The organism is Actinospica robiniae DSM 44927 (assembly GCF_000504285.1).
GTDB classification, from domain to species: domain Bacteria; phylum Actinomycetota; class Actinomycetes; order Streptomycetales; family Catenulisporaceae; genus Actinospica; species Actinospica robiniae.
In genome coordinates this window covers 9590124-9603033 of record NZ_KI632511.1, presented here as the reverse complement: position 1 = coordinate 9603033, position 12910 = coordinate 9590124, and the positions used below count along the sequence as shown (strand labels likewise).

The window sequence follows — 12910 nt, the reverse complement described above, 5'->3', positions numbered from 1 at the left end:
ACGGCAGCGGAAGGAGTCTCGAAGATGAAGGCGATCGTGTTCGAGGATTTCGGCGGGCCCGACGTCCTGCACGAGGCGGAGGTGCCGCTTCCGGAGCCGGGTCCGGGGCAGGCGCGGATCCGGGTGAAGGCGGCCGGGGTGAACCCGGTGGACGTGAAGGTCCGGGTCGGACTGATGCGGCCGAACCTGCCCGCGTCGCTGCCGTCCGTCCCCGGGGTCGAGGCCGGCGGCCTGATCGACGCGCTGGGCCCGGACGTGTCCGGCTTCGTGCTCGGCGACGAGGTCTTCGGCTGGACCAAGGGCGGCGCGTACAGCGAGTTCGCGATCGTCACCACGTTCGCCGCCAAGCCGGCCGAGCTCGGCTGGACCCACGCGGTCGCCCTGCCGGTGGCCGGTGAGACGTCCGAGCGGGTGCTGCGTCTGCTCGAGCTGGCCCCGGGCGAGACGCTGCTGATCCACGGCGCGGCCGGCGCCGTCGGCACGGTGGCGGTGCAGATGGCCGTCGCCCGCGGCGCGACGGTGATCGGCACGGCCGGGGAGTCGAATCAGAAGTATGTCGAGTCTCTGGGCGCGATCCCCACGCTCTACGGCCCGGGCCTGGTCGAGCGCGTCAAGGCTCTGGCACCGCAGGGTATCGACGCGGTCTTCGACGTGGCCGGCAAGGGCGCGCTGGCCGACTCGGTGACCCTGCGCGGGGGCAACAGCAGGATCGTGACGATCGCCGACTTCGCCGGGTCCCAGGAGCACGGGGTGCCGTTCTCCAGCGGCGGCCCGGCCTCACCGCGCTCGCCGGAATTCCTCGCCTCACTGGCCACCCTCGCGGCCGGCGGCAAGCTGCGCACCACGATCGCGGCGCAGTTCCCGTTCGAGGAGGCCGCGGACGCGCAGCGCCGCAGCGAGGCCGGCCACGCCCAGGGCAAGATCGTGCTCACAATGGACTGAGGTCGCGTGGCTGAGTCCACAGGACTGAGTTCGCGGGACTGAGTTCGCGCTCAGGAATCCGGGAAGCGCACCTCGACCCCGGGGTGGTACCGGGCCGCGACTTCCGGGTGCGAGCGCAGGTAGCCCTTGAGCTCGTTCCAACCGAAGACCTGGTAGAGCCGGTTCGCCGGGTCGCGCACCACGCCCGGCGCGTCGTCGAGGTAGCCGCCGGGCACCGTCTCGATCCGGGCGTCGAGGCGCGGGTTGTAGAAGAAGGGCACCGAGTAGCGCTCCACGCCCGAGGCCGGGCTCACCACCCGGTGGTTGGTGGCCACGAGGTAGCCGCGGGTGGCTATCTCGAGCAGCTCCCCGAGGTTGACCACGAACGCGCCCCGGATGGGGTCGACGTGGATGACCCCGCCGTCCGAGCCCTGGACCTCGAGGCCGCCGTTCTCGTCCTGGAGCAGCAGCGTGAGCAGCCCGTAGTCCTTGTGCCAGCCGACGCCTTGCCGTGAGCCGTCCGGAGCGCGGCCCGGGTAGCGCACGAGCTTGGTGTGCAGATGCGGGTGGCCGGAGAACGCGTCGTCGAAGAAGTCGCGCGGCGCGTCGAGCGAGACGAGCAGCTCCTGCAGCAGCCGGTGCCCGATCGCGGCCAAGCGGTCCTGCCAGGCCAGGATGCCGGTGCGCAGCTCCGGCAGGTCGTCGTCCGGCCAGAGATTGGGCCCCTGCAGCCACAGGTAGGCCGGATCCTCCGGACCGAGCGGGAGCGGGGGCAGCTCCGGGCCGACGTCGAGCTGGTCGCGCCAGTCCGAGCGTCCGGCGGTCAGCTCATGGCCGATCCGGGTGTAGCCGCGGAAGTGCGGGGAGGCGATGTTGCTCAGCGCGAGCCGGTGCGCCTCGGGCAGCGCGAAGAACCGCCGGACCAGCTCCAGCAGCTCGTCGGCCTCGTCCGCTTCGACGCCGTGTCCGACCAGCTGGAAGAACCCGACCCGGTGGGCGGCCTCGTGCAGGGCCTCGCGGAACGCCTCGACCCGGACCGGGTCGTCGGCTGCGGACAAGTCGATCACCGGCAGGGTCGTCTCCGCGCGCGAGCCGGTCGCCGGAATGAAGGGTTGTGCGCTCACGTCCCTATACAGCACCAGCGACATCAAGGGATATTCCGGGCTGGGAGCGGACGCCGGCCCTAGCCGCCGCCGTGCAGGCGGGCCAGCTCGGCGGCGTAGCGGGCGACGGCCGAGCGCAGCTCGGGCGGATCGAGCACCTCGACACCCCAGCCGAGCTTGAAGACCTCGCCGAGCGCGTGCATCGTCCCCTCGATCGGTATCCGGGCGCGGACCCAGCCCTGGGCGTCGGGAGCGGACGCGGTCAGCTCGACCGAGCGCAGCACGGCCGAGGCGTAGAGGTCCGGCATGCGGCGCACGGCCTCGGGCGAGAGCCGCACCGTCGCGGTGCCCTGGAACCGCTGGCGGTCGAACTCGGCCAGCGAGTCCCGCCAGAACGCGGCCAGGTCGAACCCGGCCGGCCGCGCTGCCGGCTCAGGGCTCTGCGTCAGCTCGAGGATCTGGGAGACCCGGAAGTTGCGTATCGACGGCCGTGCGGGCGCGGAAGCCGGGCCGTGCCTGCTCGCGGCGACGAGGTACCAGATGCCCGCTTTGAGGACGATGCCGAGCGGATCGAGCACGCGTTCCACCTCGCGCGGCTCCGCCCACCGGCGATATCTGATCCGCAGTCGGAACCCGTTCCACACCGCGTCCGCGGCCGCGGTGAGGAACGGCACCTCCTCGGCGTCGCGGTACCAACCGGGCGCGTCGAGGTGGAAGCGCTCCCTGACCCGGGCCGAGCGCTCGCGCAGCTCCGGCGGCAGCGCGGCGTCCAGCTTGAGCTGCGCCGCGGCGAGCACCGAGCCGAGGCCCAGGTCCGCGGCCGGCCCGGGCAGGCCGGACAGCGCGAGGGCGTCCACCTCGTCGCCGTGCAGGCCGGTCAGCCGGGTGCGGTAGCCCTCGACCAGCGCGTATCCGCCGTCGTGGCCCGGTTCGCCGTACACCGGCACGCCCGCGGCGCTGAGCGACTCGACGTCGCGGTAGATCGTGCGGACGGAGACCTCGAGCTCGTCGGCCAGCGCCTGCGCCGTCATCCGGCCGCGATTCTGCAGCAGCAGGACCAGGGAGAGCAGTCGGCTCGCGCGCATGCGCCCAGTCTGCCGGTTTCCCCTGACATAAGTTGTCAGGGGACCTGTGGTCTGCTGCCGTCATGACGCAAGTTCGACTCGAGCGGACGCTTCCGCTCGCTGCCTTCATCACCTCGCTCGGCAACAACGTGCAGCTCATCGCGGGCGCGCTGCTGGTGCTTCGGGCCGACCAGACCATGCTCTCGGTCGGCTGGCTGTTCATCGCCGTGGCGGCGCCGCAGGTGCTGCTCTCCCCCTTGTTCGGCCGCTGGGCGGACCGCTACGACCGGCGCCGGCTGTGGCTCGGCAGCGACCTGGTCAGCGCGCTGGTCGCGCTGGCCCTGCCGCTGTGGCTGCTCCACGGCGGCGCGGCGGCACCCGGCGTGTACGCGGCCAACCTCGGACTCGCGATCGTCAGTGCCCTGTTCTACCCGGCCAGCGCGGCGTTGATCAAGGAGCGGGTCGCGGCCGAGCGGCTGCGGCACTTCAACGCGAACTACGAGATGGCGATGCAGGCCGGCATGTTCCTCTCGGCCACCGTCGGCGGCTTGTGCGTGCAGGCTTTCGGCGCCGTCCCGCTGCTGCTGCTCAACGCCGGCACGTTCGTGTGTTCAGCGGCGTGCGTGGCTCTCGTCGGGCGCCGCCCCGCCGATGCCGCTGCCGACGTCGTGCCGCGAGTATCGACGGATACCGTCACGCCCCGGGCGCAGGAAGGCTCCACGCCGCGGCTGTTCTGGCTGATCCTGCTGTTCGCGCAGAGCAGCGTCGTCGTGACGATATTCAATGCCCTGCTTCCCAAGCTCGTGATCGGCGAGTTCCACCGCGGCGCGGGCACGTACGGCTTGATAGACGCGCTCGGCAGCCTGGGCTTCCTCGCGGCCACTTTCTCCTATCGCCTACTGGGACGGCGGATGGGCGACTTCGCGCTCGCCGCGATGGGATTCCTCGTCTGCGACCTCGTATTCGTGATCGAGCCCGACTTCGGGGTGCCGGGGTTGTTCGTCATGGTGCTGACAGGCGCGTTCACGTTCGGGCACGCCCGGATCGCCGCGCGCAATCTGCTGATGGCGTCGGTCGATCCGGCCCACACGGGCCGGACCTTCGGCGCCGCGAACGGAGGCGGCCTGGCCGCCACGATCGCGGCGATGCTGATCGTGGCGGAGCTGACCGACCGGACCGACTGCCGCTACGGCTTCGCCGCGACGGCGGTGCTGAGCGGCTCGGCGGTACTGGCCATCGCCTGGGCGAGGTCGGCGCGCAGGTCCTCGACGTCCTCGAGCCCGATGGACAGGCGCAGCACCGAGGCGTGCGGCTTGGCCTCCGAGGCGACCGGCCGGTGCGTCAGCGAGGCAGGGTGCTGAATCAGGCTGTCCACGCCCCCGAGTGAGACGGCGTGCGTGATCAGCTCGCAGGCCCCTGCGACGCGCGCGGCCGCCTCGTAGCCGCCGCGCATCGAGATCGCCAGCACGGCGCCCGGGCCGGTCATCTGCCGCCCGATCAGGTGCTGCGGGTCGCACTCCGCCAGGCCCGGATAGTACACGCGCTCCACGTCGGGATGCGAGGCGAGCCACTCGGCCAGCTTCTGCGCCGAGACGGACTGGTGCCGGATGCGCAGCGGCAGCGTCTGCAGCCCGCGGTGGAGCAGGTAGGCGGCGAGCGGGTGCAGGATGCCGCCGGTCACCGCGCGCACCCGGCGCAGCTTCTCGGCCCACTCGGCGTTCGTGGCGACGACGCCGGCGAGGACGTCACCGTGTCCGCCGAGGTACTTGGTCGCGCTGTGCAGGACGAGCGTGGCGCCGAAACGGGCCGGCTGCTGCAGGATCGGCGTCGCGAAGGTGTTGTCGACCAGCAGCGGCACGCCCGACGCACCCCCGCACTGCTCGGCGATCCGGGCCAGGTCGAGCAGTTCCAGCGTCGGGTTGCCCGGCGTCTCGACCACCACCAGCCCGGTGTCCGGCCGGATCGCATCGGCCACCTCGTCCGGCGCGGCCCAGCTGACCGTGCTGCCGAGCAGACCGGTGGCGAGCAGGTGGTCGGTGCCGCCGTAGAGCGGGCGCACCGCGACGACGTGCCGCCGCCCCTCGGCCGCGGCGGCGATCAGACAGGCGGTGACGGCGGCCATCCCGGAGGCGAAGGCCACCGCCTGATCGCAGAGCTCGAGTTCGGCCAGCGCCTGCTCGAACCGCCCGGTGGTCGGGTTCCACAGCCGCTGGTAGACGTGCGTGCCGCCGGCCGGCGGCAGCCCGCCGGTGGCCAGCGCCTCGTAGCAGGCGCCGCCGAGGTCGACGTCCGGGAGCGGGTTCGTGGTGGACAAGTCGATCGGCGGGACGTGGACGCCGAGGCCGGCGAGGTCGGAGCGGCCGGCGTGCACGGCGCGGGTGTCGAGGGCGGTCATGCGGCACATGCTGAAGAACATCCGGCCAGATGGGAAGAGTTGTGCATATCATTCTGCAGAAGGTGCCGTCAGATGAAGAATCTCCACGAGAGAGGCCGAGCATGCCCGTCCCGCCGAAGAATACGCGACCCGAGGCGACGCCCCCGCCGGGCCCGCTCGACGAGGTCGACCGCGCGATCCTGCGCCTGCTGGCCGAGGACGCGCGCATGCCCAACAACGCGATCGCCGAGCAGGTGGGCATCGCGCCGTCCACCTGCCACGGGCGTATCAGGAGCCTGCGGGATCGCGGCGTGGTGCGCGGCTTCCACGCCGACCTCGACCCGGCCGCGCTCGGGCTCGGCCTGCAGGCGATGATCGCGGTGCAGCTCAACGCGCACACCAAGCGCCACATCGAGGCGTTCGTCCGGGACGTCCCGCGGCTGCCGGGCGTCGTCAGCGCCTTCCACGTGGCCGGCGCCGACGACTACCTCCTGCACATCGCCGTGCGCGACTCGAACGCGTTGCGGGACTTCGTCCTCGACCACCTGACCGGCCATCCCGCCGTGCGGCACACCGAGACCGCGCTCATCTTCGCCCACATGCCCGGCACGCTGGCCGGCCTCGGCCTCGCCGACTAACGCAGGTTCACCGCGCGACCCATGCGGCGATGTCTTCGATCAGCCGCTGGTCCACGTGCTGCGCTACCTGATAGGAGGCGGGCGTGGCGGGTTCAGAGCCGGGGAAGAACAGGTGATCGTCCGCCGGATACACCCGGGACACCACGTCCGGACGCCCGCGCAGGCCATCGCGCCACGAGTCGAGATCATGCTCGACGGTGACCTGGTAGTCGCGTCCACCCTGCGCGATGAACATCGGCTTACCCAGCGCGGCCGCCGTCCCCACCGGGTCGTAGCGGCCCAAGTCGAGCCAGTAGGCAGCTGGAAGGCCGAAGGGCAGCTCGGAGGCGGGAGTGGCCGGGTCGAGCTCTGGGTCCGCGGCTCGCGCGGCCTGCTCGGCCAGCCGTGCGACCGCGATGTCGGCCTGCGGACCCGGGTTCAGGCCGGCCACGTGCCGCGCGACGCGCACGGCCGTCTCATGCATCGGGGCGGCGTCGGCGGCGAGGAGGATCAACCCTGCGACCGAGGGCTCCGCCTGAGCGACACGCGGCGCAGCCTTGCCGCCGGCACTGTGCCCGAGTACGAATATGCGATCTCGATCCACGATGCCGCGGGACCGGAGGACCTCTATCGCAGCCGTCGCATACGGAAGGTACTCGTCGGCGAGGGTGAAGCCGCGCTCGTTAAGCCGTTCGGCGTGCACGAGAGTCGCCTTGTCGAATCGCAGCACAGCGACACCGCGCGTGGCCAAGCCCCAAGCGAGATCCTTCAGCGGCTTGTTCGGCCCGGCCGTCTCATCACGGTCGAACGGTCCGCCGCCGGCAAGGAGCACGACGGCCGGAACTCCGCCCTTCATCCGGGCCTTGAGACGCGTCCATCCGCTCGGCAGCGTCAAGGTGCCAGGGACGGCCTCGTCTCGGCCGCCGAGCTCGACTTCGCACTCTTCGAAACGACGCGGCGAGACGTAGTCGGGGGCCTTCCACCCGCCCTCCCCGGCAGTGGCGAAGCGCAAGCCGTGCACGATTCCGTTGCCGTCCACGGACATCAGCACGTCGATGCCGCCGGACAGGGTACGTACGGGCATTGTGACGGTGACGAGGCCGTCCGCCCGAGCGCGCAGGGTCGCCGGTCCTCGCTCGCAGATCTCCTGCCCATCGAGCTGGCCAAGCCAGAGCTCTGTGACGTTTTCAGCCGACACGAGATCGGCTAGCTGCGGCGAGAAGCGGGCGTGCGCCTGCTCGAATCTGCCGGCTTCGAACTCTGTGATCACCTGCAGAGCGAGCGCGGCGGGATCCGCCTGGCCCGATTCGGCCCGTTCCGGTTCCTGTGCGGCCATGTTGCTCCTCCCCCGGGCTCGGCGCGTGCGCCGAGCACCTATCTCATCTTTGAGAAAGGTAGCACATGTGAGAAAATCGCTTCCATGGATACGCTCGATCTCCTCGTGCACCCCGTCCGGCTGCGCATCGTGCACGCGATGCGGGGTGACCGGGGGCTCACCACGGCTCGGCTCTGCGAGCTGATCCCGAACGTCTCCAAGGCGACCGTCTACCGGCACGTCGAAGCACTCGTGACCGGCGGACTGCTGGAAGTCGCCGAGGAGCGGCGCGTCCGAGGCGCGGTGGAACGCGTCTACCGCCTCCGCCCCGAACGCGCGGCCCTCGACCCCGATGCCGGCGCCGGAAGCTCCCCCGAAGCCCGCAAGGACGCGTACCGCCGCGCCTTCGCCATCGCCACGGCCGTCCTCGCCGCCGAGTTCGACGCCTACCTCGACGACGCCGACGCGGATCCGGTCGCCGACCTCGTCGGCTTTCGTCAGCACGCGGTGTGGCTCGACCCTGATGAACTGCGGGCACTCATCGCCGACCTGGGCGCGGTGATCGCCCCGCGCTTGGGAAACAAGCCGGACGGCTCCCGCGGCAGATACCTGCTGAGCCCGATCCACTTCCCTACCGAGCCGGCCGCCTGACGTATGAGAGCGGATCGATAATCGCCTGGGTGCTGATGGGGCGTGGTGTGTCGAGTCGGGTGGTCGTCGTGGTGGGGCGGGCGCTTCGCGTCGCCCGGTTCGTCTGACCGCCCACCCGTTGCGTGGGCGGGCGAGCTGCGGTTTCAAGACGAAAATCGCCGCTGGCAGGCCCTCCCTCGGAGAGAGTGCCGGGGTCTGTGGGGTGCTGTCGTTGGTGGGGCGGGCTGGGGTTCGGGATGGTGGGGTTGCGGGGGCGTGCTCTCTCCTCGGTCGGTCCCCGGAGGCAATCAGGAACCTGCCGGGAGGTCAAGCGGCGGCGGCCCTCGTTGATGCTGGATCTTGCATCGCGCCGCTTGACCTCCCGGCAGAACCCTGATCGGGCTTCGCCTGCCCGACCGAGGAGAGAGCGCACCCCCTGAGGGTCCGGTGCGAGCTGCGCTCGGGCCGGGTCCTGTCCCGTGGCCCGGCCGCGCTCGGTGCGGAAGGATTCTGCATCACCGTGATGCGAGCATCCCAACCTTCGATCCGTGCGATGGGGTCGGTGCTCCGGTCGCGCTTGCTGATGAATCGTGCATCGCCTTGCTGCGGTCGGCCCCGATCCCAGATCTCGCTGCAGAATCCCGCAGGCCGGCCACGGTCGATGCGGAAGGATTCTGCAACGCCCTGATCCGAGTATCCCGACCCTCGATCCGCGTGAAGGCGCCGGTGCTCGGATCGTGTGGCGCGGTCGCACGCCGAGGGGAAATCCTCCACCGCTTTCGGCCCCACCTGCCCAGCCACCCCGTCCACTACCCTCCCGTCACAGGCCCTGACCCTCGTACTCTTCCATGCTAGATGCCGCCACCGACAAAAGCCGTGTATCTGGCCTTTGCCGGATAAGAAAAAATAAGGGAGATTTCCGGGCACTCGGGCGCGCTCCCCGGCGTTGAAGGAGTAGAGAAGAAGACAGCGGCCTGGAACGGCGATGCAGGATTCTTCCTGATCGAGCGCGACCGGGCCGCGGGACGGGAATCGGCCCGAGCGCAGCTCGCACCGGACCCTCAGGGGGTGTGTTCTCTCCTCGGTCGGGCAGGCGAAGCCCGATCAGGGTTCTGCCGGGAGGTCAAGCGGCGCCATGCAGAATCGAGCATCGACCCAAGTCACCGCCGCTTGAGCTCCCGGCAGGTTCCTGATTGCCTCCGGGGACCGACCGAGGAGAGAGCACGCACCCGCAACCCCACCATCCCGAACAACAGCCCGCCCCGCCAACGCCAGCACCCACGAGGACCCGGCACTCTCCGAGGGAAGGCCCGCGCCGGAGGCGAGATCTTGAAACCCCAGCCGATCATCAATTCGCAGTAGAGCATGACGAGACCGCGCGGCGGCCGCGTCCTCTCGCGGCCGCCGCGCGGGCGGGTCAGGCACTATTCGTGTGCGGAACTAGTGAGCCCGGCGACGACGCAGCGTGCGGGCGAGGAACACGCCGAGGCCGGTCGCAGCGACCGAGGACCACAGCAGGAAGGACGTGCCGAAGGCACCGGTCGGCGGGAGTCCGGGCTTTCCGGGCCAACCGGGCTTGCCCGGCCAACCGGGCTTGCCGGGCCAGCCGGGCTTGCCGGGGTGGGTCGGCGGGCCGGGGTGGGTCGGCGGACCGGGCTGCGTCGGCGGCGGCGTGGTCGGCGGAGTCGTCGGGGGCGTGGTCGGGCAGTCCACCGTGAGCGTCTGGGTCGCGGTGAGGCCGGTCGCGGCGCCGTCGCTCAGCAGCCGGCCGGTGATCGTGTACGTCCCGCAGGGCGCGCGGCGGTGCAGCAGCAGCGACAGGTTCGCGCTCAGGCTCTCGCCCGGGTTCAGCGTCTCGCCGGACAGCGGGAACTCGGTCGAGAAGATGCCGTCGCCGTCACGGTGCAGCGCGAGCGGCGTGCCGTTGTGATCGAGGGTCAGACCCTTGGCACGCAGCGAGGCGGGGCCGCTGATGGTCAGTTCGGCCGAGGTGTGCAGGATCTTCGGCCCGTCGGCCGGCGAGGTGAAGCCGAGGCTGATCGGCGCCTCCTCGTCCCGGACGATCGTTCTGGGCGCGGCGAGCGACGCTTCCGCCGAGCCGGTGGTGGCGAAGTTGTAGGTGTTGCCCTCGACGGCGACGTTGTCCGCGTACGCGTCGAGCGCTCCCGCGCCGGTGCCGATGTTCAGGAACGCGGCGTTGACCTGGGACGCGGGCTCGGCGTTGATGTAGTCGGCCAGGCTGTGATCGGACCCGGCGGCGAACGGCCCGAAGGCGCGGGAGGTGCGCCAGACCGCAGCGTGCTCCGAGCTGGTGAAGGTCTTCCACTCTCCGGCCGCCGCGCCGCCGTCGAGCTGCGGCTGGAAGCTCAGGGTCGTGAAGGTCGGGCCGCTGACCTGCAGCTGCAGGCTGATCCCGGACGCGATCACGGAGGGATCGGAGTGCGCGGGGTCGACGAAGACCTGGTAGGAGAGCGGCTTGGCGGCGGCGCCGGCGAGCGAGTCGTTGACCAGGAGCCCGAGCTGCGCCCGCTGGTCCGGCGCGCTGACCTGCAGGTGGGCGCTTCCGTCGAAATGGATCGGGTCGGCGAGGGCGCCGATGTCGGCGACCGCGGTGTTGGAGGGGGACACAGCCCACGAGGTGTGGGCGGCGAGATCGGCCGGCCGTACGGTGACGTCGGCCGCGAACGCGGACGGCGCGGAGATCGCGACGCCGGACGCGGCGACGCCCAGGACCGCGGCAAGGCGGCCTGTCTGTTTCATGGGGAGCTCCTTGCGAGCAGGTCGGTCCACAGTCCGAACCAGGAGAAAATAGGACGGACATACATGCATGAGTACTCTGCATCACGGATTGCGGAGTACCGTGGCCGACACACGTCGAAGGTGGCGGTTTCGCCCGTACGGCCGAAGACGGACGGAAAGGTCTGTCAGGGCCCGGTCACCGGGCGGAATCTGGCCCCGCGGCCGGACAGTCTCCCGTCATCCGGTAGCCAGCCAGCCGGTCGCGGCGATGACCTCGCGGGCTATGTCGGGCACCGTACGGCCGTCGGTGCCGATGCGCACGGCCGAGTCGGGGGCGGTGTCGTCCAGGTAGCGCGACATCTTCTCGCCGCGCTCGATGTGTGGATCGAGATGGCTGCCGAGCTCGCGGCCGCGCAGGCGCAGGCGGGCGGTCTCGTCGTCGGCGGTCAGCAGGATCATGGTCACGCGCGGGCTTGCGCCCATGGCGCGGGCGATCAGGTCGGGCTCGAGGATCGAGACCATGTTCGTATAGATCAGTCTGCTGCATCCGACCGCGGCGTAGTTGCGCCAGATCGCGGCGAGGTTGGCCTCGGTGATCTTCGTGCGCGCCGGATCGCCTTCGGGAGCCGGATGGATGTGGTCGAGGAAGTTGCCGTTGACGAGGGCGTGGGCGACTGAGGCGGCTTGCAGCTGCGCTGAGACCTCGAGTCCGACGGTGTTCTTGCCGACTCCGCAGCGGCCTCCGATCAGCAGCGCGGCAGGGTGGATTTCGTTCATGGAGATAGGCATGGAGCTGAATCCTGCCACCGCGGCACCGGCAGACGCACCGCAATTTGATCTCAGCGTTGGAGCAGCGACGCTGCTTCCAGCAGCATCCACGCGCTCACCTGCACGGACAGGTCACGCTCGGCCACGCCGCCTTGGCGCGGAAGCCGCGCGGGCTCGGACCATTCGTAGCCGAAGACCGGACCGGTCGAGGTGTGCGGGCGGTGGTTGCGCACGTGGTGGCCCCAGGCGGCGTTGCTCCAGGCAGCGCGCGCCGAGTCGAGGACGAGGTCGGCCGCGGTGCCCGCGGCCCGCTCGTATGCGGGGCCGAACTCGGGCAGCGCCAGCGCCGCCTGCGCGAGATAGCGCGCGAGGATCCCGGCGAACAGGCCACCGTCGCCGCCGCCTTGGCCGCGGAGGACGAGCGAGGGGCTCCGCGCCGGACGGGCCGTCAGATGCTCGGCGACTGCGTCGATCGTGCGGGTCGCCCGTTCGGCCCAATGCTCGGCCTCGGCGCCGTCCTGGTCCCATCTCGCCAGCTCCACGCACGCGCCGAGGAAGACGCCTTGGACGTAGGTGTAGCGCGCGGTCTCGATCTCCCGGATGCCGCCGGACGGGCTGACGTGCAGGCCGTCCCACACGACGCCGGTCTCGTGGTCGACCAGGTGCGTTTCGATCCACCGCGCGGTCTCGTAGGCGCGCGGCTCGCGGAGCCGGGCGAACAGGATCGCGGCGGGGCCGTTCGTCGGGACGTTCTTGAAGTCCTCCTGGTACTTCTCCCGCGCCCGCCACCAGATCCCGCCGCCGCCGTCCTCGGTCCAGGCTTCGTAGATCGCGCTGGAGAGCTCCTTGATCGCCGCCGCCGCGCGCGGTGCGCCGCCGAGGACGTCGCGGTGTGCCCGGTCGAGTGCGAGGGCGAGCCAGGCCATGTCGTCGTAGTAGTCGTTGCGCCAGCCGCGGGCGTTGCGGACCCTGATTCCGTTGATCATCTTCTCGACGCGGTCGCGCCGGGCCGGCGTCGGCGCCCGGAGATAGGCGTCCACGAGGCAGTCGAGCACCTGCGCCTGCCACCAGTAGTTCCAGGGTTCGAACACACGCTGTGCGGGAGTGGCCGGACTGGCGGACACCGCGAGGAGTGTTCCCGGCAGGCCCCAGACGCGCCGCAGGTGGCGGGTGACGACGGCGCGCTCGGCCGAGGTCGCCCGGACGGCCCACTGCCGGGGCTGCTCCGGTGAGTTCCCGCAGGCTGCGTCCATGACTCCATTGTGTCACTGTGCGCTCACCCATGTGGAGTTCGGCCGGCCGGAGAGATCAACACGAAAAGACACACTCAAACATTTATTGACGACAGTTCGCTGCCCGCAGTTGACTGCACGTAACAC

The 12910-nt window shown here is 70.8% G+C and carries 10 protein-coding genes and 1 pseudogene; 4 read left to right on the top strand and 7 right to left on the bottom strand.

The features are described 5' to 3' along the window. The first annotated feature begins 24 nt into the window (after nucleotides 1-24). Nucleotides 25-942 (top strand): NADP-dependent oxidoreductase, encoded by a 918-nt coding sequence (locus ACTRO_RS41125; protein WP_034271908.1) that lies wholly within the window; start codon nucleotides 25-27, stop codon nucleotides 940-942. 50 nt (nucleotides 943-992) lie between these two features. Here ACTRO_RS41125 and ACTRO_RS41120 read toward each other — a convergent pair whose 3' ends face one another. Further along, a complete protein-coding gene (locus ACTRO_RS41120) occupies nucleotides 993-2045 on the bottom strand; it encodes an isopenicillin N synthase family dioxygenase (RefSeq protein ID WP_245594637.1) in 1053 nt (350 codons plus the stop codon). Between the two features lie 59 nt (nucleotides 2046-2104). Continuing rightward, nucleotides 2105-3109, bottom strand: coding sequence for a helix-turn-helix transcriptional regulator (locus ACTRO_RS41115; RefSeq protein ID WP_034271906.1), 1005 nt, complete (start codon nucleotides 3107-3109; stop codon nucleotides 2105-2107). Between the two features lie 62 nt (nucleotides 3110-3171). On the opposite strand from ACTRO_RS41115, the pseudogene ACTRO_RS46555 reads away from it, so the two are divergent. Further along, nucleotides 3172-4146 (top strand): annotated as a pseudogene (locus ACTRO_RS46555) (MFS transporter); the annotation flags it as partial. Nucleotides 4147-4274: 128 nt separating this feature from the next. Here the strand turns inward: ACTRO_RS46555 and ACTRO_RS49315 are convergent. Then, nucleotides 4275-5483 (bottom strand): trans-sulfuration enzyme family protein, encoded by a 1209-nt coding sequence (locus tag ACTRO_RS49315; RefSeq protein WP_084317270.1) that lies wholly within the window; start codon nucleotides 5481-5483, stop codon nucleotides 4275-4277. 101 nt (nucleotides 5484-5584) lie between these two features. Between ACTRO_RS49315 and ACTRO_RS41100 the strand changes: the two genes are divergently transcribed. After that, nucleotides 5585-6100: an Lrp/AsnC family transcriptional regulator gene (locus tag ACTRO_RS41100; RefSeq protein WP_034271902.1), complete on the top strand. Its 516-nt coding sequence runs from the start codon at nucleotides 5585-5587 to the stop codon at nucleotides 6098-6100. A gap of 7 nt (nucleotides 6101-6107) precedes the next feature. Here ACTRO_RS41100 and ACTRO_RS41095 read toward each other — a convergent pair whose 3' ends face one another. After that, nucleotides 6108-7415, bottom strand: coding sequence for an alpha/beta hydrolase (locus tag ACTRO_RS41095; RefSeq protein WP_051452181.1), 1308 nt, complete (start codon nucleotides 7413-7415; stop codon nucleotides 6108-6110). An 84-nt stretch (nucleotides 7416-7499) separates the two neighbouring features. Here ACTRO_RS41095 and ACTRO_RS41090 point away from each other — a divergent pair, with 84 nt between their 5' ends. Continuing rightward, nucleotides 7500-8045: a helix-turn-helix domain-containing protein gene (locus tag ACTRO_RS41090; protein ID WP_034271900.1), complete on the top strand. Its 546-nt coding sequence runs from the start codon at nucleotides 7500-7502 to the stop codon at nucleotides 8043-8045. A gap of 1419 nt (nucleotides 8046-9464) precedes the next feature. On the opposite strand, the gene ACTRO_RS41085 is transcribed toward ACTRO_RS41090, so the two are convergent. From ACTRO_RS41085 to ACTRO_RS41075, 3 genes are all read right to left on the bottom strand, one after another. Next, nucleotides 9465-10784 carry a hypothetical protein gene (locus ACTRO_RS41085; protein ID WP_034271898.1) on the bottom strand — a complete coding sequence of 440 codons (1320 nt, stop codon included), beginning with the start codon at nucleotides 10782-10784 and terminating at the stop codon, nucleotides 9465-9467. Between the two features lie 216 nt (nucleotides 10785-11000). Further along, nucleotides 11001-11552 carry a DEAD/DEAH box helicase family protein gene (locus ACTRO_RS41080; RefSeq protein WP_211244600.1) on the bottom strand — a complete coding sequence of 184 codons (552 nt, stop codon included), beginning with the start codon at nucleotides 11550-11552 and terminating at the stop codon, nucleotides 11001-11003. A 50-nt stretch (nucleotides 11553-11602) separates the two neighbouring features. Next, entirely contained in the window at nucleotides 11603-12784 is a 1182-nt protein-coding gene (locus ACTRO_RS41075) for a glycoside hydrolase family 76 protein (protein WP_034271896.1), read from the bottom strand. Nucleotides 12785-12910 lie beyond the last annotated feature (126 nt).

What these genes read in the sequence shown, in the direction of transcription:
- ACTRO_RS41085 (WP_034271898.1), bottom strand. Translation starts at nt 10,784, where the DNA reads ATGAAACAGACAGGCCGCCTTGCCGCGGTCCTGGGCGTCGCCGCGTCC.
- ACTRO_RS41115 (WP_034271906.1), bottom strand. Translation starts at nt 3,109, where the DNA reads ATGCGCGCGAGCCGACTGCTCTCCCTGGTCCTGCTGCTGCAGAATCGC.
- ACTRO_RS41090 (WP_034271900.1), top strand. Translation starts at nt 7,500, where the DNA reads ATGGATACGCTCGATCTCCTCGTGCACCCCGTCCGGCTGCGCATCGTG.
- ACTRO_RS41095 (WP_051452181.1), bottom strand. Translation starts at nt 7,415, where the DNA reads ATGGCCGCACAGGAACCGGAACGGGCCGAATCGGGCCAGGCGGATCCC.
- ACTRO_RS49315 (WP_084317270.1), bottom strand. Translation starts at nt 5,483, where the DNA reads ATGACCGCCCTCGACACCCGCGCCGTGCACGCCGGCCGCTCCGACCTC.
- ACTRO_RS41075 (WP_034271896.1), bottom strand. Translation starts at nt 12,784, where the DNA reads ATGGACGCAGCCTGCGGGAACTCACCGGAGCAGCCCCGGCAGTGGGCC.
- ACTRO_RS41125 (WP_034271908.1), top strand. Translation starts at nt 25, where the DNA reads ATGAAGGCGATCGTGTTCGAGGATTTCGGCGGGCCCGACGTCCTGCAC.
- ACTRO_RS41100 (WP_034271902.1), top strand. Translation starts at nt 5,585, where the DNA reads ATGCCCGTCCCGCCGAAGAATACGCGACCCGAGGCGACGCCCCCGCCG.
- ACTRO_RS41080 (WP_211244600.1), bottom strand. Translation starts at nt 11,552, where the DNA reads ATGCCTATCTCCATGAACGAAATCCACCCTGCCGCGCTGCTGATCGGA.